The organism is bacterium, assembly GCA_019912885.1.
Lineage (GTDB): Bacteria > Lernaellota > Lernaellaia > JACKCT01 > JACKCT01 > JAIOHV01.
Genome location: JAIOHV010000144.1, coordinates 1 through 21,467, shown reverse-complemented (window position 1 = coordinate 21,467; position 21,467 = coordinate 1). Strand labels below are relative to the sequence as shown.

General features: G+C 65.0%; 15 protein-coding genes. 4 read left to right on the top strand and 11 right to left on the bottom strand.

The genetic code is table 11. The features are described from left to right. Positions 1-118 precede the first annotated feature (118 nt). Both K8I61_12095 and K8I61_12090 read right to left on the bottom strand, forming a co-directional pair. Positions 119-1,417 (bottom strand): Zn-dependent exopeptidase M28, encoded by a 1,299-nt coding sequence (locus tag K8I61_12095; protein ID MBZ0272770.1) that lies wholly within the window; start codon positions 1,415-1,417, stop codon positions 119-121. A gap of 23 nt (positions 1,418-1,440) precedes the next feature. Next, positions 1,441-2,379 (bottom strand): hypothetical protein, encoded by a 939-nt coding sequence (locus K8I61_12090; GenBank protein MBZ0272769.1) that lies wholly within the window; start codon positions 2,377-2,379, stop codon positions 1,441-1,443. 420 nt (positions 2,380-2,799) lie between these two features. On the opposite strand from K8I61_12090, the gene K8I61_12085 reads away from it, so the two are divergent. Then, positions 2,800-3,213, top strand: a complete 414-nt coding sequence (locus tag K8I61_12085) for a hypothetical protein (GenBank protein MBZ0272768.1) — start codon at positions 2,800-2,802, stop codon at positions 3,211-3,213. A gap of 209 nt (positions 3,214-3,422) precedes the next feature. Here K8I61_12085 and K8I61_12080 read toward each other — a convergent pair whose 3' ends face one another. The 3 genes from K8I61_12080 to K8I61_12070 all read right to left on the bottom strand — a co-directional run bounded on the left by K8I61_12080 (position 3,423) and on the right by K8I61_12070 (position 7,809). Further along, positions 3,423-5,123 carry a glycerol-3-phosphate dehydrogenase/oxidase gene (locus tag K8I61_12080; GenBank protein ID MBZ0272767.1) on the bottom strand — a complete coding sequence of 567 codons (1,701 nt, stop codon included), beginning with the start codon at positions 5,121-5,123 and terminating at the stop codon, positions 3,423-3,425. Next, positions 5,120-6,961 (bottom strand): phospho-sugar mutase, encoded by a 1,842-nt coding sequence (locus tag K8I61_12075; protein ID MBZ0272766.1) that lies wholly within the window; start codon positions 6,959-6,961, stop codon positions 5,120-5,122. Before K8I61_12075 ends, K8I61_12080 begins: the two co-directional genes overlap by 4 nt. Before the next feature lie 101 nt (positions 6,962-7,062). Continuing rightward, on the bottom strand, positions 7,063-7,809 hold the full coding sequence (locus K8I61_12070) for a haloacid dehalogenase-like hydrolase (protein ID MBZ0272765.1): 747 nt from the start codon (positions 7,807-7,809) through the stop codon (positions 7,063-7,065). A 240-nt stretch (positions 7,810-8,049) separates the two neighbouring features. Here K8I61_12070 and K8I61_12065 point away from each other — a divergent pair, with 240 nt between their 5' ends. Beyond that, positions 8,050-9,852: a L,D-transpeptidase family protein gene (locus K8I61_12065; protein MBZ0272764.1), complete on the top strand. Its 1,803-nt coding sequence runs from the start codon at positions 8,050-8,052 to the stop codon at positions 9,850-9,852. A gap of 127 nt (positions 9,853-9,979) precedes the next feature. On the opposite strand, the gene K8I61_12060 is transcribed toward K8I61_12065, so the two are convergent. Next, a complete protein-coding gene (locus tag K8I61_12060; protein ID MBZ0272763.1) occupies positions 9,980-11,170 on the bottom strand; it encodes an SMP-30/gluconolactonase/LRE family protein in 1,191 nt (396 codons plus the stop codon). 237 nt (positions 11,171-11,407) lie between these two features. On the opposite strand from K8I61_12060, the gene K8I61_12055 reads away from it, so the two are divergent. Together K8I61_12055 and K8I61_12050 are read left to right on the top strand one after the other, a co-directional pair. After that, positions 11,408-13,003: a penicillin-insensitive murein endopeptidase gene (locus K8I61_12055; protein MBZ0272762.1), complete on the top strand. Its 1,596-nt coding sequence runs from the start codon at positions 11,408-11,410 to the stop codon at positions 13,001-13,003. A 60-nt stretch (positions 13,004-13,063) separates the two neighbouring features. Further along, complete coding sequence (locus K8I61_12050; GenBank protein MBZ0272761.1) at positions 13,064-14,965, top strand: M23 family metallopeptidase; 1,902 nt, start codon at positions 13,064-13,066, stop codon at positions 14,963-14,965. Between the two features lie 351 nt (positions 14,966-15,316). On the opposite strand, the gene K8I61_12045 is transcribed toward K8I61_12050, so the two are convergent. The 5 genes from K8I61_12045 to K8I61_12025 form a co-directional block, all read right to left on the bottom strand. Then, positions 15,317-15,673: an iron-sulfur cluster assembly accessory protein gene (locus K8I61_12045; GenBank protein ID MBZ0272760.1), complete on the bottom strand. Its 357-nt coding sequence runs from the start codon at positions 15,671-15,673 to the stop codon at positions 15,317-15,319. A gap of 169 nt (positions 15,674-15,842) precedes the next feature. Beyond that, positions 15,843-16,871, bottom strand: a complete 1,029-nt coding sequence (gene ftsY / locus K8I61_12040) for a signal recognition particle-docking protein FtsY (GenBank protein MBZ0272759.1) — start codon at positions 16,869-16,871, stop codon at positions 15,843-15,845. A 490-nt stretch (positions 16,872-17,361) separates the two neighbouring features. Beyond that, complete coding sequence (locus K8I61_12035) at positions 17,362-19,827, bottom strand: penicillin acylase family protein (protein ID MBZ0272758.1); 2,466 nt, start codon at positions 19,825-19,827, stop codon at positions 17,362-17,364. Between the two features lie 67 nt (positions 19,828-19,894). Next, positions 19,895-20,122 (bottom strand): hypothetical protein, encoded by a 228-nt coding sequence (locus K8I61_12030; GenBank protein ID MBZ0272757.1) that lies wholly within the window; start codon positions 20,120-20,122, stop codon positions 19,895-19,897. Positions 20,123-20,443: 321 nt separating this feature from the next. Next, a complete protein-coding gene (locus tag K8I61_12025) occupies positions 20,444-21,259 on the bottom strand; it encodes a flagellin FliC (GenBank protein MBZ0272756.1) in 816 nt (271 codons plus the stop codon). Positions 21,260-21,467: the final 208 nt, after the last annotated feature.

The window sequence follows — 21,467 nt, the reverse complement described above, 5'->3', positions numbered from 1 at the left end:
GGGGTCGGCGGGGATAGGGCGGCGGCGCCGGCGCACGGGGATCACCAACATCGCGCGCAACTTAGCACGGAAGCGCGCTTTGCGCGCGGCCGAAAATGCGCTCGAAAAGCGCGGCCGTTCAGAAGTCGCGATCGACGATGCGAATCGTCTCCTCGAAGATGTCGACGCACGTCGAAAGAAGCGGGGCGTTCACGTTCTCCGGGACGTCGGTGTGGTAGTGGTAGTTCGGCGGATAATCGTTCTCGTTCAGACAGATGAGCCCTGTCGCCTTGTAACCCCGCACGGTGGGCGGCGTCGCGTCGGTGCCGCCCGTTCGCAGGACGATCGGCGACACGCCGGCGTGCCCGAGCCGCCGCGCGGCGATCAGCATCGCGCCGCACAGCGCGGAGTCGTGGTAGTGCGCCGCCGTGACCGCCTCTCCGACGATGACGCGCGGCGTGCCTTGGGCGAGCGTTTCAGGAACGAGGAAATAGGTATTTTCCTTGTCCAGCAGCGCCCGGCGGTCGTCCATGAATTTGGCCATGCCGTTCATGTATGTTTCCTCGCTGCCGACGCCGACGAACATGACCTCGGTGTTTTCCGTGGGATTTTCCTTCAACCGGCGGGCGACATCGAGCATGAGCGCGACCGCGGACGCATTGTCGGACGCGCCAGGGCTGATACCCGCGAATTCCATCTGGCCGAAAATGGCGACGGTGATGAGGTTGCCGAGGACGCCGGCGACAAGAACGCCGCGTGTCACGCCGCCCGGACCGAAAACGGCGTACAGGATCGCGCCGGAAAGCGCCAGAACCATCGCGGCCATGATCAGCGCCAGAAGGGGCGGGGCCATGTTGAAGTTTTTCTTGAAGAAGCGCGCGGTCGGCTCGGCGCGATGCGGCTGAATCGCCCAGCCCATCTGCCCGGCGTCCAGGTGAGCGGCGATCACCACACGCTTGCCGCGCCAGGGCTCTCCGATCTTGTGCCCCTTCGCCGGCAAGCGGCCGATGACGTGCCGGCTCTCGCGCCGGGGAAACAGGGAGCGCAACAGGTAGTAGCGCGTGTTCGAATCGCCGTGAAACGAGATCATCGTAAAGACGATCACGGCCGCGGCCGCGAGCGGATACCAAAACGCCAGCACGCACGCCGCGGACGCGATCAGGCCGTGAAGCGCCCACGCCGCGGGAAAATACGGGGACAGGCGGAAGGGTTCCGTTTTTGGGGAAAGCCCCAACTCTTCCATACGGCCGTGGACGTAGCGCGCCGCCTCGGCCTCGCCGGGCGTGGCCGGGCCGCGATGCGGCTTGATCCCCGCGAGCGCGCGGATATCGGCCATCATCTGGTCCTCGGATGCGGATCGCCGCGCGTCGCCGTTGGCCTTGCCCGGCGCCTCGGTCCCCTCGCGCGCCGCGGCGCCGTTCCCGGTTGCCGTTTCCATCCGATCTCCCCCTTTAGGCGCGACTAGAGCGCGTCGTCGGCGTATTCCTTCACCCAGTCCGGCACATCGAAAGGAATATCGATCGATCCCTCGCCGGCGATGTTCAGTTCGAATTTCTCGATCGTCAGCCGCCATTTGGAAACCGACGTGAGCGACGCGTCCTTCAGATTATCGACAAGACCGCCCCAGTCGCCTTCCTCGGCGGGAACCTCGGTGTCGTAATCGAGCGCGAGCGTGTTCAATTCGTTGAGCGCGGCGACGAGGTTCTCAAGGTTGCCGGTCGTCACGGTCTTGGTCTCGCCGGGCGCGAGTTCGAACGTGCAGTTGCAATTCGGCGTATCGTCCGTGGTGACAAGCGCGCCCGCGCGCGTGTCGGTCGACTTGCTGTGCACGGCCGCGGCGTCCCCGACAAACAGCGAAAAACGCACCGGCGCCGCCCACCAGTCGCCCGTGTCGTTCGTGATTTCCAGGTTGAGGCTCGCCTCCTTCACCGTAATCGCGCCCTTGAACAGGCTCGCGATCTGCCCGTTGACGGACGCCGTCAGCGGCCCTTGCTCGAAAAACGGTACCTTCTGGCCAAGCGCCCACTCGAGCATGTTCTTGATCTTGCCCTCGACGCCGTTCGGGATGACTTCATCCAGATCCACGCTGCCCACGGGAAGCTCGTCGTTGATGGGATCCTCGATCATCGCGAGGATCTCGTCGTAGAAATCGTCGACCGGCTCTTCGTACTGGGTGTTGACCTCCTCGGCCTTGTTCGAGGTGAACGTCTGCGGATACAGCGGGAATCCGCCGGGCAAAAGCGGAATATCCTCGGCCTCGAACTCCCCGGTGATCGACTCGCCGTCGGATTCCACGCCCTCGCAACCGGGGTAGAGCATCACAGCAAGGCCAAGCAAAAAACCCAGGCCGACGAACGCAAACGGCCCGCCGCAAAGCGCACGGAATGCGCGAAAACTCATGCGTCCCTCCGAAATTTCGTTTTTCGATGCCCGAAACCCTGCGTACCATCGGCGCGGGGATTGGGCAAGCGGCGTTTTTTCGCCGATCTTCCGGTCGGCCCGCCTTTTTTTGCGTTTTTTTGCCGAACCGGGCTCCAAAACGAAAATCATTTATAAAATCAACATCTTGGTGTCAGTTCCGGGTTTGGGGCCGTTTCCGACGCGCATGGCCCGGCCGATCGGGCACCAATTGCAGGGAACCTCGCAAAATCTCTAGCAAATTCTCGCGAACATCGCCTAACGTGCCGAATCATTTGCGGAAGGTCTTTTTTTATTTCCGCTAAAGTCTGGTTGACGATCGGCCGAAATTTGCTGTTGCACGGCAACTGGTGTTGTGTTAGATAAACGCGCACCGACAACCCCTCAGGAGGGACCTAAGAGATGAATTTCAAACTGTTCTCGCTTTTGACGATCCTTGCCATGGTTCTTGGAACCGTGGCCATCGGCGTTGTGGCCTGCGGTGACGACGACGATGACGACGATGATGACGACGACGATCTGGGTGACGATGACGACGATGACGACGATGACGACGATGACGATGATGACGACGACGATGACGCGGGTGACGATGACGCCGGTGACGACGACGATGACGGCTATTGCGCCGATGCGATGGCGTCCCTGTACAACGACTGCGGCATGGGCCTCGCGGATGACAGCGGCGACTTGAGCGAAGCGGAAGCCACGGCGGCTTGCGAAGGTGGCGATCCGTTCGCCGACTGCGTGGCCGGATGTGTGTGGGCCTCCGAGTTCTGCGAAGACGTCGAGACGTGCGTCGCGGACAACTGCTAATCTGATCGAAAGCTGAGAAAAAAACGCCCCGCGGTGAAAGCCGCGGGGCGTTTTGCTTGGGGGCCCGGGCGCGTCTCTCGAAGGGCAAAATGGACATCATGGACCGGACGGACATGATGGACAGCGGTGACAGGGGCGCGTGCCGGAGTGATCGCCTTTAAGCCGCCAGCCTTCAGCCTTTTGGCCTTTCTGCCTTCAGGCGTCTGGCGTCAGCCGATTGTCGAGGCTTCGGCGGGCGTCGGCGCCGGGGCGGCGGCGGGCTTTTCCAGCGCAAAGATATTCTTGCGGCGAATGCGATCGATGACGCCATTGACCTCGTTTTCGCGGCGCTCGGCGTCCCACGCCAGGCGCTCTCCCATCAGGGACGCGATGCGATGTGCGCCTGCCTTGTCGATCGCGCCCGTTGTGCCAAGGCCCGTGCGGCGAAAGACGACATCCGCGAGCGTTCGGGCCATCTCCAGGCGCACCGCCCGGTCGACGTTCGCCGCCGTCTCGATCTCGCCCGCGGCAAGCGGTTCCGCGAGCGTCGCGTCCCTTCGAGCGGCGGCCATGAGGCCCGGCGCGTGCGCGCCGTAGGTGCGCGTCCATTTTTCGGCCTCGCCCTCGGACAGGCCGAATTCGCGCATCAGCCGCGCGACAAATCCGCGCCACGATCCGATCCGCCCGCCGGGCAGGACGAATCCGGCGGAGACGCGCGCCGGGCGCGGTCGGCCCAGGCGCTGGGCGGCCAGTTCCACCACCGTCTCGGCGAGGCCCCGGCTGGTCGTGTATTTGCCGCCGATCACGGTGACAAACCCCGCGACGCCGCCGGCCGTCTCATGGTCGGTGATCTCGTATTTGCGCGACGCGCGGTTCACGTTCATCACCGCCGTTTCGGTTTCGACGATCGGGCGCAGGCCGCCGTAGGTCCAGTCGATGTCGTCCGTCGTCAACCGCGCGTTCGGCAGCGCCTCATTCACCTCGCCGATGAACTCCGCGACCTTCTCCGGCGTAACGCGGTACGCGTCGGGATCGCCCGCGAAGACGCTGTCCGTCGTGCCGATCAGCGACCGATCCCGCCACGGGATGACAAAAAACAGCCGCCCCGACTTCGTCGAGAGCACCAGCCCCTGCTTGCCGGACAGGCGTTTGGTGACCAGGTGGATGCCCTGGCTGCGCACGAGGTCGAGCCCTTTGTCGTCGCCGGCGTAACGGTCGATCAGATCCGCCCACGGCCCCGCCGCGTTGATCGTGACGCGGCCGGTGATCTCGTGCGCGCGGCCCGTTTCCAGATCGGTCACGCGCGCCCCGCGCACGCGGCGCTTCTCGACGATGAGCTCGTCCACGCGCGCGTAATTGGCGAGCATCGCGCCGTTCGCGTCCGCGGCCAGCAGGAATTCGAGGGTCAGGCGCTCGGGCGCCCACATCTGGCAATCAAAGTACAGCACCGCGCCGGTCATGCCCGCTTTGTGCAGGCCCGGTTCCATCTCGAGCGCGCGACGCGGCGACATCGGCCGCCAGCCGGGCAGGCGGCGGTCCGGGTCGTCGAGTCTGTTTTTGTCGTAGGAGAGCACGTTGTAGATCAGCATCGCGGAAACGATGGCCGCAAGGCCGTTGGAGCGCCCGCGATAGGTCGGCAACAGGAAAGGCACCGGCGCGACGATGTGCGGCGCGATGAACTCCATGATGCGCCGCTCGCGCAACGACTCCCGCACGAGCGCGAAGTCGTACATCTTCAGGTAACGCAGCCCGCCGTGGATGAGCTTGCTCGTGGCGGCGCTCGTGCCGCCGCCGAAATCGGATTTTTCAAGGAGCGCGACCGACAGCCCGCGCAGCGCCGCCTCGTGCGCGATCGCCGCGCCGCTGATGCCGCCGCCGATGATGACGAGATCGTGCTCGACCGCGGACATCGACGCGAGATCGCGAATCACGCCCCGCTCCTTGCCCGCGCCCCGACAATCTTGTTCTCGAACGCCTTCACCGCGTCGATGAGGGCGTGCACGCGCGCGTCGCCGCGTTTTTTCGCGGCTTTCAGCCCCGCGGCGTTCTCGACCGGCTCAAAGGCGGCCGCGTAGTGCTTGATCTTCGGCTCCGTGCCCGACGGCCGCACCGTGACGCGCGTGCGTCCTTCGTCATCGAACCAGAATTGCATCACATCGCCCTTGGCGCCCTTGATTTTCCGGGTCTTGCCCGTCGAAAGATCGCGCATCGTCCCGGTCTTGCGGTCGATAACGGCGCGCACCTTCATGTCCGCGATTTTTTGCGGCGGCGATGAGCGCAACGCGGACATGATTTTTTCCATCTTCTGATGACCGTTGGCGCCGGTCAGGAACACCGAAAATTGCTCCTCCACGAAATAACCGAAGTTCGCGTAAATCTCGTCCAGATACTCCGAAAGCGTCCGGTCCGTCGCGACAAGCCGCGCGCCGAGCTGCGCCAGCGTCACGGCCGCCGCCGCGGCGTCCTTGTCGCGCACGTGCGGGCCGCGCAAAAAGCCGATCGACTCCTCGAACGCGAACACGAAGCCGTCCATCTTGCCGCCCGCCTCGGCGCCGGCCAGATATTCCGCCACGTATTTGAACCCGACAAGCAGGTCGTCCTTGATTTTGGTCCGGTATCGCCCGGCGATCGCGCGGGCGAGTTGCGTCGATACGAGGGTCGTCAGCGTGAACGGCGCCTTGGGCATCTCGCCGCGTTCGGCCAGCGATGCGAGCACGAAATGCAACATCGCCGCGCCCATCTTGTTACCGGAGATGTAAGAAAAGCTCCCGTCGCGCTCGCGCGCCATGCAACCGACGCGATCCGCGTCCGGGTCCGAGGCCAAAACGAGAAACGCTCCCTTTTCGCGCGCCAGATCGACCGCGGCCTTCATCGCGGGCGGCTCCTCCGGGTTCGGATAATTTCGCGGCACGGTGGGAAACGTGCCGTCCATCGTCGCCTGTTCCCCGGGAACGATGACGTCGCGAAAGCCCATCGCCACAAGCGCGCGGGGGATGATGGTCACGCCCGTGCCGTGAAGCGGCGTGTAAACGATGCGCACGTCGCGCTCGTCGCAAAGCCAGAGATCCTTCGGCAACCGATCGAGGTAGGCCTTGTCGATCTCCTTGCCGATGGTACGGACGAGCCCGGCCTGCCTCGCGGCGGCCAGCGGCATGGTCTTCACCTCGCCGACGGCCATCACGCGCTTGAGGATCTCGGTGTCGTGCGGCGGCACGACCTGTCCGCCGTCGTCCCAATACGCCTTGAAACCGTTATCCGTCGGGGGATTGTGGCTCGCGGTGATGACGATGCCCGAGACGCACTTCCGTTGCCGGACCGCGAACGAGAGCAGCGGGGTGGGGCGCGGCGTGTCGAACAAGTGCACGCGCACACCGTTGGCGGCGAGCACGCGCGCGGAAATCTCCGCGAACTTCCGGGATTGCGGGCGCACGTCGTAAGCGATCGCCACGCCGCGTTTGGCAAGCTTGCCGCCCGTATCGACATCCAGGATATATCGCGCAAGGCCCTGCGCGCTTTCGCCGATCGTCCGCTCGTTGATGCGGTTTGGTCCCACGCCCACGGGCCCGCGCCGCCCGCCGGTGCCGAACGGGATAATCCGGTAGAAGCTGTCGACAAGGTCCGTCGGACGCAGCAAATCGGCGACATCCGCGCGGTATTTGCGATAAGCCGGATCGGACAGCCAGCGTTTGGCGTTTTCGTAGGCCGCGTCGTCGATCTCACCGAGCTCGCGATGCAGTTCAAGCAGCCGCAGGGCCGATTTCGGGTTCACGGAATACCCCTATCCCGATCGCCATCCCGAAACCTTCTTGAGGTTCGCGATGGACAAAATGGACATCATGGACGACAGGGACGTGACGGACCCGGGCGCCGTCACGCGCCGGTGTCCGCCGCCTCGAGCGCGGACGGCGATTCGGGCATCGCGATGAACGCATCGATCGCCGCATAAAAGCCCGCCGCATCCGACAGGTCGTCAAAGCAAAGATGAGCGCCGCATTCGGTGAGCGCCTCGGGTGTATAGCTGCTCGTCGCGACGGCGACGGAGGTCACGCCGTTGTCGAGCGCGCACGCCACATCCATCGGCGTGTCGCCGATGACAAACACATGCGGCCCGAGGCCGATCGCGCGGCCCGTGTGCTCCTCCGCCTTGGCCACGGCGATCGGCACCAGCTCCGCGCGCACTTCGCTGTCGGACGCGTATGCGCCGAACGCGAAAAAGCGGTTCAGGTCGAATCGCGCAAGCTTGATGCGGGCGCAACGCTCGAAGTTGCCGGTCAGAAGGCCGAGGATCGCATCGGACCTGGCGGCCAGATATTCCAGCGCGGGCACGACGTTCGGCATCATCCGCGCGTTGGGCGAGATCGGCATCTCGTCGGCGAGGTAGCGCTCGTAGAGTCCGGCGACCTTGCCGACGATCGCCAGCTCGTCGCCGCGGATTTCGTGCTTGCGGACGATTTCGCGGATGATCATCGGGTCGGTCTTGCCGGCGGGCTTGATGCCCTCGAACGCGCCGCTGACGCCGTACAATTCGAGAAACGCGCGGTCCAGCGCGCGCGCGCCCGCCCCGCCGGACAGCAGAAGGGTTCCGTCGAGATCAAAAAGCAGAAGTTTTTCGCGCATTTTGCCGATCGGATTCCAAGGCCGGCGCGACAGGCCCGGCAGGCGGAAGATGGCGGATTTTGCCCGTGTCTTCCGGGATTTGTCCGGCGTTTGTAACAGCCGCGACGCGCCGCGTAAAGCCACGAAGCGGCTTTTCCGGTAGGGTCGTAAGCGCGCTCCTTGCGCCGGACCGCCCTTGTGGACAAGCATTGATCGATCGACAAGAATCGATTAATGAAGCGGGGCTTCACCAGGCAAAATATGCGTACGTATCGACATTTTCTTGTTCCGATCGCCCTCGCGGCCGTATTCGCGGCAAGCGCCTGCACCTTCTATTACCAGGCGCAGGCGAGCCGCGCCGTCGATAACGTCCACGCCGACATCCCCGCGCTGCTTCGCGCGCGCGCGCAGGCCGACACCGCCGTGCTAAAGGCGATCGCCGAACATCGCGCCAAGGCGTTTGCCGAAACGCGCCAGGGCGATACGTGGATCGCCGACGCCGGCGTGCTCGCGCCCGAGTCCGCCCTTCGCTTTGTCGCCGACCACGCCGCCGCGGCCGACCACGACAAGCTCGTCGAAGCCCTTCGGGCGTCGCGCGATGACGGCCTTTCGCCGGATGCCTTCCAGGTGAACGAGATGTCCGCGCGCGCCAAGACGCTTTCCGAATACGAAGCCCGCATTGCGAATGCCGTCAACGTGACGCTCGACGAGGCGGGACGCGCCCGGCTTGTGGAAGACCTCGTCGCCGCCGCGAAAAAGGACGAGGACAAACCGCCCCGGCTCGACGGGCTGGGGATCGTCGATTTCATGCTGAAGCCCGCGCACCGCGCGAACTATCCCGATATCGCCGCCGCCTACGACAAGGCCGCCGAGCTTGTCGCCGAACGCGGCGTGCTCGAAACGCAGATCGAAACCGCGGGCACGCGCGCGTATTTCAAGCTCGCCCGCGCGATGGGGCTGAAGCGCGAGATGGCGCCCGCAAGCTGGGAGGCTTCGAAATCCGACCTGACGGCTGCCGTCAAGCAGATGGCGCCTTCGACGCCGCACTACGTTCGGCTGCGCGGCGAGCTTGGCCGCTACCGGCGCCTCGCGGAAAAGTACGCGGACCTGCCGCCCGTGAAGGCGTCCGTCAAGTTGAAAAAGGGGGCGAAAGATTCCGACACCGTGCGCACGGTGCAAGAGCGCCTTTCGCTCGAGGGCTACTACTCCGGTCCGATCGACGGGCATTTCGACGAAGTGACCGAGGCGGCGCTCATCGAATACCAGCAAACGCACCAGGTGGTGCCGGACGGCGTGATCTTCAAGGGCACGGCCGAGGCGATGAACGTCTCGTACGAAAAGCGCGTGCGCCAGATCCGCCTCGCGCTTGCCAAGCTTCGCCAGTCCGACTCGCGGTGGGAGAACTATTTCGTCCGCGTCAACATTCCCGAATTCATGGTGGAGGTTGTGGAGGACGGCAAGATCCTTCGCCGGCACAAGGTCATCGTCGGCAACCGCGCGGCGATCAACCACACGCCGGAGTTTACCGCGACGATCAAGACGGTCGTCTACAATCCGGCGTGGTACATGACCTCGCGCATCTTCAAGCTCGAGGAATTGCCGAACTGGCACGAGGATCCGGACTACTTCAAGAAAAAGGGGTACGTCGCGCATTTCAACAAGGAAGGCATCCCGATCGCCGCCTACCAGCCGCCGGGGCCGGGCAACGCGCTCGGCAAGGTAAAGATTCTTTTCCCGAACAAGAACGACGTGTACATGCACGACACGCCGACCAAATACCTCTTCAACCGCAACGACCGGGCGTTCAGTCACGGCTGCATCCGTCTTCACAATCCGCTCGACATGGCGCAGTTCCTCCTCGAAAAAGACGGCAACGCGGCGCTTGCCGAGCTCGACAAAATCCTCGACTCCCGGAGCACGCGCGAGATCGTCCTGAACAAGGAAATCCCGATCTTCATCGAATACGTCACCGTCTCCACCGACGAACAAGGCCGCGCGGTTTTCCTCTTTGACGTCTACGACGAGGAAGACAAGCAGTTCGCCGCGATGGAGGAGATGGCGTAGGCGCGAGAAAATAGAAAAGAGGAAACAGAAAATAGTATCGTCGCGACAGCTGTCGCGGTTTGGCGATACCGATCGGCGTGGCGATGTCCGGAGTTGCGACATCAGTGCCGCGACCGACAGGGAGCGGTCAATTCGGCATTCGCGCCGGCACGGGCATCGTCGTAAAACCGTCGTCGATGAGGCTCCCCAAATACAGCGTCCCGTTCCGCTCCTGCACGCTTGTCACCATCGTGATCTTCGCACCCTTCGGATCGAAGAGGTCGGCGACGACATGGCCCTCGGCGTCGATGCCGATGACGCGCGAGGTGCGTTTGGGACCGGGCATCAGAAATTTCGGCAGGCGGACGATCGCACGGCGCCATTCGGGATGCCGCGATAGTTTGTCCAGGATGAAATCGCGCGGGCTCGCGATTGCGATCCAGAACACGCCGTTCGAGCCGGTCGAGATGCCGTCCGGGAAGCCGGGAAGGTTGTCGATGAGGATGTCGGACGGGTGCCGGTCGGGGTATCTTTCCGCGAGGTCGCGTTCGATGGACCGAATTTTCTCCCAGTCCGGTTCGGGTGCGTCGAGAAGCGGCGAGACAAGGCGCATCCACTCGACGGAACGATCGTGCGCGTCGATCCACACCCGACGCACCCGGTATCGCGACGTCTCATTCACGAGAATGAAGCGCCCGTCCGGGTCGATCGCGACGCCGTTGGCGAAATGCATGCCCGGCGGCACTTCACGGGTGTCGCCCGTCGCCGGATCGTAAACGCAAAGCCGCCCGTTCGGCCGGTTTTCAATGATATCGAGCTTCCAGTCGCGGACGCCGTATTTAACGGACGCGTCCGTGAACCAGATGCGCCCGTCGCGCGTGGTTTCGAGATCGTCCGTGAAGCCGAGCTTGCGCCCGCCGCATTCGGTCGCGAGCGTCGTGATCGCGCCGTCGCGTTCCAGCCGCAGCAAGCCCATCAAGGCGTCGGCGATAATGAGGCGTCCGTCGATATCCCAATGCAGCCCCAACGGTCTGCCACCTGTGTCGGCAATCGTCTCCGGCGCGCCGCCGTCTTTCGGAAAACGCACGATGCGCCCGTCATCGAGGCCCACGACGACGCGCCCTTTGCCATCGACGTCGATGTCCTCCGGCCCGCGTCCGCCTTCGATCGGCACGCGCACGGCGTCCGCGAAGTCGCCGGTCGGCGCGTATTCCGCCGATTTTGGTGCTTCCCACGCGGCGGGGGCAACGTCCACGGGCCATAGGGCGAGGTACGCCGCGAGCGCGGCGAGAATCGCCAACGCGGCAATCCACGCCAGAATACGGAAGATCGGGGTCATGCGTGCAAGGACGATAGACCAAACGCGGGGGACAGGCGAGCGGCGGGCCGACGCGATCGCGCGGGGCGTTCGGAAATTGACATATTTTACGAAAATGCGTATATTCCGGCGATTTTTCGGCCGGCATAAAAAATTCGGCCGCACCGCGTGCGGCGCCCTTTGCGCTAATGCACGCGGCCCTGTGGGTTCCTTAACGACAACAAAAATTCGCTGACCTCAAAAACGAAAGGCCGAGCCATGAACGTAGCCCGTTTCGTGCGCCCGACCGGTACGGTCGTTCTGCTTTTGATAACGCTGACCGTCCTTGCCCTTGCGCCGCCCGCGTTTGCCGCGGATGAGTCGCCGGACGTTCTGGCCAACCGCGAACCCGAGACCATTGCCGAACTGCTCGCCGTCGAGCTCGGCCTCGATCTGGAGTCCGCGATGGAACTGGCCGCCGGCGCCTCCGCCGACGGCGTGCTTTTCGAGGACGAGGTCGATGAAGATCTCGCCGACTCCGCCTTCACCGCCGACGACATCGACCTGACGGGCCGCGACCTCTCGTCGCTGCCGTGCCTGTCGGTCGGATCGGCATCGCGCGGACGCCTGGTGAACGGCATCAAGATGACGTCGTCGCCCGGGATTCGCGTCCGTTCCGGTAGCAATAACTACGGCACGCCCGAAACCATCGCCGCGTTGCGGTACGCGGTGGCGAAGGTGCACGAGAACTATCCGGACAGCCACGATCTGCTTGTCGGTGACATCTCCGCGCCTGGCGGCGGGCGCCTCAAGCGCCATCGCTCGCATCAGGCCGGCCGCGATGTCGACATCAGCATGTATTACCGAAACGGCGGGCAGCCCGCGACGTTCATCGCCGCCGGCGCGAACAACCTCGACGTGCCGCGCACCTGGGCGTTTCTCGAGGCGTTGATGGAAGACAACAAGACCGAATACGTCTTCCTGGACGCGGGCGTGCAGCGCATTCTGCGCGATTACGTGAAATACAAATTGAAGGCGTCGCCGGAATATCTCGATCGCGTCTTTTCGATCGAAGGCCGGCCACGCCAGGCGTTGATCCGCCACGCGCGCGGGCATCGTAATCACATCCACGTGCGTTTCTGGTCGCCCATCGCGGTGGCGAACGCGCGCAAATACGACTTCCGCGACGCGCACCTCGCCAAACTCCAGGGCGTCGGGCGCGACGTGCTGCAGGGCGACGCCTACGTCGCGCGCGAGGATCTCGGCACGGTCGATAACGGCGAAGCGCCGGCCTACCGCCTCGTGAAGGAATGGAAGACGGTGCCCGTCGCGTACCGGGTGCGTTCCGGGGATACGCTCAGCACGATCGCCAAACGCAATCGCGTCGGAACCGCCAAGCTCATGAAGTGGAACCGGCTTAGCGGCAAATCGGTTCTGCGCCCCGGGCAGAAGATCACCATCTACAAGCGGCAGCTCGTCGAGGAGCACGTTGCCGTTCCCGCCGAGGAACGCGCCGCGTTAGAAACCGGCTCCGGAACCGCCGACAGCGCGCCGGCGCCCGCGATCGACACCGTGACGGCCGAGGCCGCCGCGAACGCGGCGACCGGCGAAGCGGCGCCCATCGCGTCCGTGCCGGCGGCGCCGACGACGAAGGTCGTCTGGAAGAACAGCTACCACAAGGTGCGTTCCGGCGATAACCTCTGGTCCATCGCCAAGAAATACGGAACGACGATCGAAAAGATCTGCGCCCTCAACAAGGGCCTCTCGAAAAAGTCGAAGCTCAAGCTCGGCCGGAGCATCAAGGTGAAATCCTGGAAGGAGACCGTGGTCATCGACGGCGTGTCCTCCGAATCCGGCGCGAACAGCGGCGCGTAGAACGGCTTGCGCTCGCCGTCGACAAACTCACGAACCCCGGGCCGGAAAAGCCCGGGGTTTTTGTTTGCGCTTCTCCTTGCGCTGGCCGCGCCGTCGCACGCGGGCGACTTCCTCTACCCAATGAAACTTCGGCCGATCGTCACCGGCACGTTCGGCGAATATCGCCTCAATCACCCGCACGGCGGCGTCGATCTCGGCACCGAGGGACGCGAGGGCGTGCCGGTCGTCGCCGCGAAGGCCGGGCGCATCGTGCAGATGCGATGCTCGTCGCTCGGCTACGGCAAGGTCGTTTATCTCGCGCACGCCGACGGCACGCAGACCGTGTATGCGCACTTGTCCGAGTTCGGCGGCGCGCTCGATCCGATCGCCCGCGGCATCTGGGCGAAATCCGGTCGCTTCTCGTTTCGCCGGGAATTCGGCGGCGGCGGGCCGCGTGTCGAGGCGGGCGAGGTGATCGGCTACTCCGGCATGACCGGTACGGACGTGCCGCACCTTCACTTCGAGATCCGCCGCGGCCTGCCGGTCAATCCTCTCGCGAGCGGGCTCGCAATTACCGACACCATCGCGCCCGTCGTGACGCGCCTTCTGGCCGAGCCGCTTTCCGCGAACGCGCACGCGGACGGATCGTTCGATCGGAAGATCGTCGCGTTCGCGGACGGCATGATCGCGGAGCCGGTCGTTGTCGGCGGCCGCGTAGGGCTTGCGGTTGAGGTGATCGACCGCGCCGATGGCTCGGAACGCGACCTTGCGCCGTACGAGATCGCTTTTTCCATCGACGGCCGCACGGTGTACCGAAACCGCTACGACCGATTCGACTACGCGGACAAGCGCCACTCCGAACTCGACTATCACTACGAGTTGAAGGAGACGAAGAAGGGCGTGTTTCATCGCCTTTTCGCGATGGCCGGACGCACGATCTTCCATCCGGAAAATCTCGCGGGCGATCTTTCCGGGCTTGCAGCCGGCGACCACGCGGCCGAGATCGTCGCGCGCGACGCGGCGGGCAACGTCGGCCGCGGGCGATTCACGCTGCGCGTCGTGGCGGGTCGCGCCGCGGCAACAGCACCGAGCGCCCCGGCCATGCCGCAAGGTGAACGCGCCGCGGAATTTTCGCTGCGCGAGCGGGTGCTGATCGCGTCGATTCTGGGTGAGGTCCGCGCCGCCTCCGCATCGCTTTCTCCCGGCGGCGACGCGCGCGCGTCTATCGAGACCGGAACGGATGGCGCGCGGATCTTTGTCGATCTGCCGCCGGGCTTTGGCGGGACGGCAAGTATCAAATGGCAGGACGCGAACGGTACGAACGAAGAAACCGCGAATCTTCAGGCCGTGCGCAACGGCGCGACGATAACGACGCCGGATGGCGACGCGACGATTGCGCTGCCCGCGGGCGCGGCGTATCGGCCGTTTTCGGTCCTCGCCGGCACGCGGGCGACACCCGCGGGGGAGGGACTCGAACGGCTGTCGCCTCTCTATGCGTTTTCGCCGATGTGGGAGCCGCTGCGTCAGCCCGCGCGCGTCACGGTGAACGGCGGCGTCGGGCGCGGCGTGGGGTTGTATCTGCACGATCGCGGTACCTGGTGGCACCTGGCCAACGGGCGCACGTCCGATGTCGTCCATCTTGGCGAGTTTGCGCTTATGCGCGACGTGTCGCCGCCGGCGATCGGCGAGGCGCGCGTGGAATGGCTGCGCGGCCGGCCGGTTTTGGCCGTCGAATTTTCCGACGCGGGATCGGGCGTGGCCGAGGGGGGATTCGACCTGTCGGTGGACGGACGGCGCGTGATGGCCGAGCCGAACCCCGCCGCGGGGCGCGTGTCGTATCTTCCGGCCGAAGGCCTTTTGCGCGGAACGCGGCACGTGCGCCTGACGGTGACGGACCGCGCCGGGCTATCGGCCACGCGCGAATTCGAGCTAGTCGTCGGCGAGGCGCCCGATGTGTCCGTGGGGGCGGCGATAACGCCCTGAAGCGCGGCGTTTTTCGCATTTCACCACCCGCATATCAGGCGATCCCCCATGCCCAAATGGGGACATGCCCGATACACGCCATATTCGTTCCCGTGTAAATACAATCTCGACGGAAGGCAGATCGAGGAATTAACGCGTCGATTCCGTCTGACCGGATAGCCGGAAACCTCGATACGAGTTCGAGCGACCCCGCAAGGGTCGCAGGCCCTCCTGAGAAAAATACGTCCCATTTCTTTGCTCCAGGCGGCGCCAAGTCGCCTTTTTTTATGCCTGGAGGGTGCGCCGCGCGCACCAACGGCAACGGCCCGGCGCAACGCGCCGGGCCGCCGTATGGCTCGATCGGATTCGGGCTTAACCGAAGGACTTGCCGCAAGCGCACGAGGTGCGCGCGTTCGGGTTCTTGAACATGAAGCCCTGGCCGCCGAGCCCGCCCTGATAGTCGAGTTCGATGCCGGCGAGGTTGAAGTAGCTTTCCGTATCGCAAAGGATCTTCACGCCGTTCGCCTCGAAGACCTGATCGGCTTCGCCCTTCTCCGTTTCGAACTGCATGATGTACGAAAGACCCGAGCAACCGCCTTCCTGCGTTCCCAGGCGCAGATAGACGCCGTCGCTTCCGCCGAGGCCTTCCTGCTCGATGAGGCGCCTGACTTCCTGCGCGGCACGATCGCTGAGGGTGATTTCCGTTCCGTTTGCCTCGTTTGCGGCCATTCCTGACTCCTCCTGAAAGCGCGGCAAACCGCGCCTTGATCACGTCGATTCGGGCGCTAAATGCGCACCATTGCGTATGAAAAGAATAATCCCGAACGGCGCGAAGTCAAGCGGAACGGGCGTATCGGGGCGCCCGGGAGCGCCGCGGCGACCGCGGCTGTGAGCCCAATTACCCGGCGGATGCGCCGCCCGCGAACATGGCGTCCACGAACTCGCGCGCATCGAACGGACGCAGGTCGTCGATCTTCTCGCCGATGCCGATGAATCGGATCGGAACGTGCAGCGTGTCGCAGATGCCGACGATGCACCCGCCCTTGGAGGTGCCGTCGAGCTTGGTCAGAATGATGCCCGACAGCTCGATGGCCTCATTGAAGGTCTTGGCCTGGTTGATCGCGTTTTGGCCGGTCGTGGCGTCAAGGACGAGCACCGTCTCGTGCGGCGCGGACGGGACGATCCTGGCCATGACGCGCTTGGTCTTTTTGAGTTCTTCCATGAGGTTCGATTTCGTGTGCAGGCGCCCGGCGGTATCGACGATGACGACATCCGCGCCGCGTGCGACGCCCGCCTGCACCGCGTCGAACGCGACGGCCGACGGGTCGGCGCCCGCGGCCTGTTTGATGATGTCGCAGCCGACGCGTTCGGCCCAGATCTCGAGCTGCTCGATGGCCGCGGCGCGGAAGGTGTCGCCCGCGGCGACGAGCACCGCCTTGCCCTCGTTCGTGTAGCGCGCGGCGAGCTTGCCGATCGTCGTCGTCTTGCCCACGCCGTTGACGCCGACGACCATGATGACAAACGGCTTGCCGGCCGCGACATCAAGCGGAATCGACTCCGCCTTCATGATGTCGAGCACCGCTTCCTTGAGGACATCGTGGATTTTCGCCGGGTCGGTGATGCCGCGCTCCTTGACGGTCTCTTGCGTCTTTTCCAGAAGCGACGAGGCGGTCTTCACGCCGAGGTCCGCGGTGATGAGCGCCTCCTCCAGATCGAGGTACAGCTCGTCGTCGATCGCCTTGCGCCCGGAGAGGATCTGGTCGACGCGGCCGACGAATCCCGCGCTTGTTTTCGCAAGACCCAGCTTGAGCCGCGCAAACAGCGAGAGTTTCGGCGGCGGCGGAGCTTCCGGAACCTCGACGGGCGCGGGAACGGGTTCGGGTAGCGGCGGCGGGGCGACGGGCTTTTCCCGGATCGCCTCGGGCATAGGCGCGATCGCCTCGGCTCTTGCGGGCGGCGCCTCCGGTGCGGGCTCCTCGCCGATTTCTTCCTCGACCCATTCGAAGCCGGCGTCAGCCGCGAGCTCGGCTTCGATCTCCTCGTCGGAAAGGCCGGATTCGGCGGTCTCGGCATCCTCGTCGCCCATCGAGAACGGCTCGTCGGAGACCATCGCCGCCTCGAGGTCTTCGTGCCGGTGGCGCCGGCGGATGCGGATCAGCAGCCAGGCAAGCAGCAACGCCAGGGCGGCCAGAAGCGGCCCGTCCACGCGGCCTTCGGCGAAAAACGGATTATCCGCGAGGTAGCGGTTGATTTCGGCGAGCACCGGCGCCCAGTAGCGTTCGATGGACGGGCCGATGGCGGGTATCGAAGTGAAGTCCATGGAGTTCAGCCTGCTCTCAAGGTCAAGACGAAAGAAAGCGGGAAACAGGAACGAAAAATAATGCGGACGTGCGGATATCGGTCGTCAAGACGGTTTCCTACTTGCTGTTTTCTGCTTTAGCGCCCGGCGGGCTCAAGAAGACCACCGACGGACGCTGGGCGTCGGCGATATCTTCCTCGGCGAACAGCAGCGGGTGGTCCTCCACATGGAACCACGCGGAAAGCAGATTCGTCCATGCGGGATGCGCCGGCACCTCGGACTGTCCAAGGGGATAGGAAAAGCGCGCGCGCTCCGGGTGCGCCATGTCAACAAGAAAACGCAGCGAGGCGATCACCTCCACGTCGTACGTCTCACCGAGGTGAAACGCGCCCATGTTCACCGTGTTCGCGTCGCCGCCGTACGGCGCGCTCGGCAGCGCGTACGACGCGCCGATGAGCGGCGCGTCGGAAAGCGGATGGTGGAAATTCAGCCGGTGCAGGTCGCCCCACGTCGCGGTCGCGAGATTTTCGCCGAAGCGATCGCGCAACTCGCGCACCGTGGCGCGAAGCGCGCGGCGGATGCGTTCGTCACGCGCGTCGTTGTCGGCCCACAGCGCGGTTTCCTTGCGATAAAACGCGTCCACCGGCATCTGCCGCGACGGGATCATCGCGAAAAACGCGTGGCGCGTGTCGGGGCGGAACGTCTCGGCGAAGCCGAGCTGGAAGTGCGTGAGGAAGACCTCGTAATACATCGCGCCGCGCGAATCGCCGGTGACGCGGCGGTCCCAGTTGCGCAGCTCCTGGATCGCGCGGCGCACGTCGGCGTCGTCGCTCTGGATGTTCTGCACCCAGGGCAGGATGAGGCTCGCCTGGCGGCTGTATTGGTCGGCCTGGATGGCGCGCATGTCGTTGACGTTCAGTTTTTCCTTCTGTTCGAGCCGCCACTTGATCTGCTCGAACCGGTAGGGCGCGACGTAGTTCGATCCGATGGCGTCCGCGGTCGGAATCTCGGGCCGGTTGTTGGCGGTCGCGATGAATCCCTCTTCCGGGTTCACGATCTCGCCCATGTCGCGCGGATCGGCGAACCCTTCCCAGCGCTGGTCGGGCGTGCTCGCGTCGTGGGGCAGTAAGCCGGCGAAGCCCACGCGGCGGGGCGCGTCACCGGTGATCGTCCAGCCGATGTTTCCGGCGGTGTCCGCGGCAAGCAGGTTGAAGTTGAAGTGGCCGAATCCCCGCCCCGCGTCGAGCGCGTCACGCACGGAGCCCGCGCGCATGAGCGCGAATCCGGAGTCGATGACGTCGGAGGCAAACCACCCCGTCCAGCGCAGCGACACAGCGCTTTTGGAGTCGGGCGTGAGCCGGGAGACGATCGGGCCGAAGCGCGTCGCAAAGATCGTTCGCGTCTCGCCGCCGGCGGTCACCGGGCGGCGCACGAGCGGGTAGGTCTTGCCGTCGTATTCGTACGTCTTGCGCGCGCCGTCGACGATCTCCACCGCGAGGTCGGAGTTGTCCACGCGGGCCATGGTGACGCCCCAGGCGGTCTTTTCGTTGTGGCCGACCATCATGATCGGCGTGCCGGGGATCATCGCGCCGGCGACGTTCATCGCCGGGCTGCGCAGGTGCGCGACATACCACGGCCCGGGCGTGGCAAGCGACAGGTGCGGATCGTTGGACAGAAGCGGCAGGCCGGATTCGGTCTTTTTACCGGAGACGACCCAATTGTTGCTGCCGCCCGCGGGGCCGGTGAGCTTGGTTCCGTCCATCAGGTCGCGAAGGCCCTGCAACCCGGGCGTGAACTCCACGCCGGCCAGGCGCTCGCGCATCGCGGCCTGCGTCTCGAACGGCCTGGGGTTCAGCGGGTAATACGGCGAAAGCAGATCGACCAGGAACGGGACCTCCATGCCGTCGCGCAAGGCGAGCACGGCGAAGATCTCGTCCTCGTAGTTTTTCGAAAGGAACCAGCTCGACAACTCGGCGACCGCCATGGAGTCGTCCACCGTCCACGGGCGGAACTCCTTGCCGCCGATCATCGCGGGGATGGAGTAAGGCGCGGGCAGGCGGCGCCGGTTGCCCTCCACGAACGCGTTGACGCCCATCGCGAAGGCGTCGATGAGCGCGCGCGACGGGGCGGACGACCGCTCGTAAAGGCGGCGGCCGGAGTCGGCGAAATCGAGGATCTTCAGGAAGTGGTCCACCTCCGCGACGTCGATTTCGACCTCGGTGCCGACCTTCATGACCGTGGCGGAATCGCCGGTCAGAAGCGACATCTCCCCGCGCGCGAGATGGCGGAACATGTCCATCTGGAACAGGCGCGCGGAGGCCATGGCCCATCCCAGGCCGAACATCGCGTCTTCATCGGACGAGGCGTAGACGTGCGGTACGTAGAGGTAGTCGAACTCGATCCGCACGCGCTCGGCCGCGCCGGCGGCGTCCTGTCTTGAATCGCCGGGCGCGGGAAACCCGCGGCCTACCCAGCGTGCCGCGCACGCGGCTTGCGTCAACAGGCCAAGGGCGATCGAGCCCGCGACGAGCGCAAGCCGGGCTCGCCGGGCCAACGAAACGGTATCCTGTCCGCGCCGCGTCATGGTCGGGTGGCGGCTCCTTGCCCCGGCCGCGGGGCGGATCGAGCTATTTCGTGCGAACCTTGTGGGTTTAGTGCATGAGCTTGTTGTGAGGCGGCGGCGCGGCCGGCGGGCGCGTGGAGAAGGCGTACGGATCGGCCTCCTCGCGCGTTCCGACGGACGAATGGCAGCGCGTGCAGCGGTAGTCGAACAGGTTCTTTCCCGGCAGAACGAGCAGCAAGACCTCGCGCACCGGAACGCTGGCGCGGCAACGCGCGCAGAACAGTTCCGTGGCGCCAAAGTCGCGATACTGCCTCACGCGCGACATCTTAGCGGCATGGCGCGGCGGCTGTCGAGGCGGCGCGGATCAAGGTCGACGGGAGCCGAAGGGGGCCGCGCGCGGTTCGGATCGCCCCGCCACCCGCGTTCGCCGCCGGGTCCATCACGTCCATGATGTCCATGATGTCCATCGCGCGAAGCCCGGGCGGCGTCGTTTGCGGCGCCGCCGGTGCGTCAACGAAAAACCCCGGAGGGGCCTCCTCCGGGGTTTTTCGTTTGAAATGTCTGTCACGAAGCCGGCGTCACGTCCTTGTGCCTTTCGGCGGCTCCTTCACCGCCGGCCCGCGACCGGGAAACGGGATTATCCGGCGAGCAGGGCCAGGGCCACGGTGGGCGTCTGGTTGGCCTGCGAGAGGACGGACACGCCGGCCTGGACCAGGATGCTGTATTTGGTCAGGTTGGCGGTCTCCTCGGCGATGTCCACGTCGCGGATGCGGCTCTCGGCGGAGGAAAGGTTCTCGACCTGGTTGTCGATCGAGGCCACCACCGATTCGAGGCGGTTCTGCAGGGCGCCCAGCGAAGCGCGGCGGCTGGCCACCGTGCCGATCGCCGTGCTCGTCGTCGCCAGCGCCGCCACCGCCTTGGTGGTCGTGCTGATGCTCGTCGCCAGCGAAAGCGCCGCGGAGTCCACGTCCGAGATCGTCACGTTGATCGTCTCGCCCGAGGTGATGCCGATCTGCAGGTTCTTGTTCAGCGAACCGTCCAGAAGCGACGTCTCGTTGAACTTCGTGTTGTCCGCGATGCGCGTGATTTCCGTGCGCAGCGCGTTGAACTCCGTGTTCAGGTAGCCGCGCTCCGCGGTGCCCACGGTGCCCGTGGCCGCCTGCTCGGCCAGCTCCTTCATGCGGATCATCATCGAGCTGATCTCGTCCATCGCGCCTTCCGCGGTCTGGATCAGCGAAACGCCGTCCATCGCGTTGCGGCCCGCCTGGTCCAGAGCCCGGATGTTCGCGCGCAACTTCTCGGAAATCGCAAGACCCGCCGCGTCGTCGCCGGCGCGATTGATCCGAAGACCCGAAGACAGGCGCTCGAGGGAACGGGACAACCCGCCCTGCGAACGGTTGATGTGACGCTGCGCGTTCAGAGACGAAATGTTGTTGGTTACGGTAAGAGACATCGGCGTATCCTCCTTGATACTGTTGCCGTCCTTGGTGAAACCTTCCCTGGCTTCCAGCCTGATTTTTCCCGTTGGGTTTCGTCCTGAATCCCAACGCACACGCGGTCTGACGAATCCTTCGCTTGCGGTCCTGCAGGGTGACCTTTGTGCTCTGGATTATCTTTTCGGACGAAACGCAACGACGCTTTAGGAGTTTTCGAAGCGGGCC

Excerpts from the sequence above, each read along its gene's own strand:
- K8I61_12055 (MBZ0272762.1), top strand. The coding sequence starts at position 11,408 with ATGAACGTAGCCCGTTTCGTGCGCCCGACCGGTACGGTCGTTCTGCTT.
- ftsY (MBZ0272759.1), bottom strand. The coding sequence starts at position 16,871 with ATGCCCGAGGCGATCCGGGAAAAGCCCGTCGCCCCGCCGCCGCTACCC.
- K8I61_12025 (MBZ0272756.1), bottom strand. The coding sequence starts at position 21,259 with ATGTCTCTTACCGTAACCAACAACATTTCGTCTCTGAACGCGCAGCGT.
- K8I61_12090 (MBZ0272769.1), bottom strand. The coding sequence starts at position 2,379 with ATGAGTTTTCGCGCATTCCGTGCGCTTTGCGGCGGGCCGTTTGCGTTC.
- K8I61_12070 (MBZ0272765.1), bottom strand. The coding sequence starts at position 7,809 with ATGCGCGAAAAACTTCTGCTTTTTGATCTCGACGGAACCCTTCTGCTG.
- K8I61_12095 (MBZ0272770.1), bottom strand. The coding sequence starts at position 1,417 with ATGGAAACGGCAACCGGGAACGGCGCCGCGGCGCGCGAGGGGACCGAG.
- K8I61_12065 (MBZ0272764.1), top strand. The coding sequence starts at position 8,050 with ATGCGTACGTATCGACATTTTCTTGTTCCGATCGCCCTCGCGGCCGTA.
- K8I61_12060 (MBZ0272763.1), bottom strand. The coding sequence starts at position 11,170 with ATGACCCCGATCTTCCGTATTCTGGCGTGGATTGCCGCGTTGGCGATT.
- K8I61_12035 (MBZ0272758.1), bottom strand. The coding sequence starts at position 19,827 with ATGACGCGGCGCGGACAGGATACCGTTTCGTTGGCCCGGCGAGCCCGG.
- K8I61_12045 (MBZ0272760.1), bottom strand. The coding sequence starts at position 15,673 with ATGGCCGCAAACGAGGCAAACGGAACGGAAATCACCCTCAGCGATCGT.
- K8I61_12085 (MBZ0272768.1), top strand. The coding sequence starts at position 2,800 with ATGAATTTCAAACTGTTCTCGCTTTTGACGATCCTTGCCATGGTTCTT.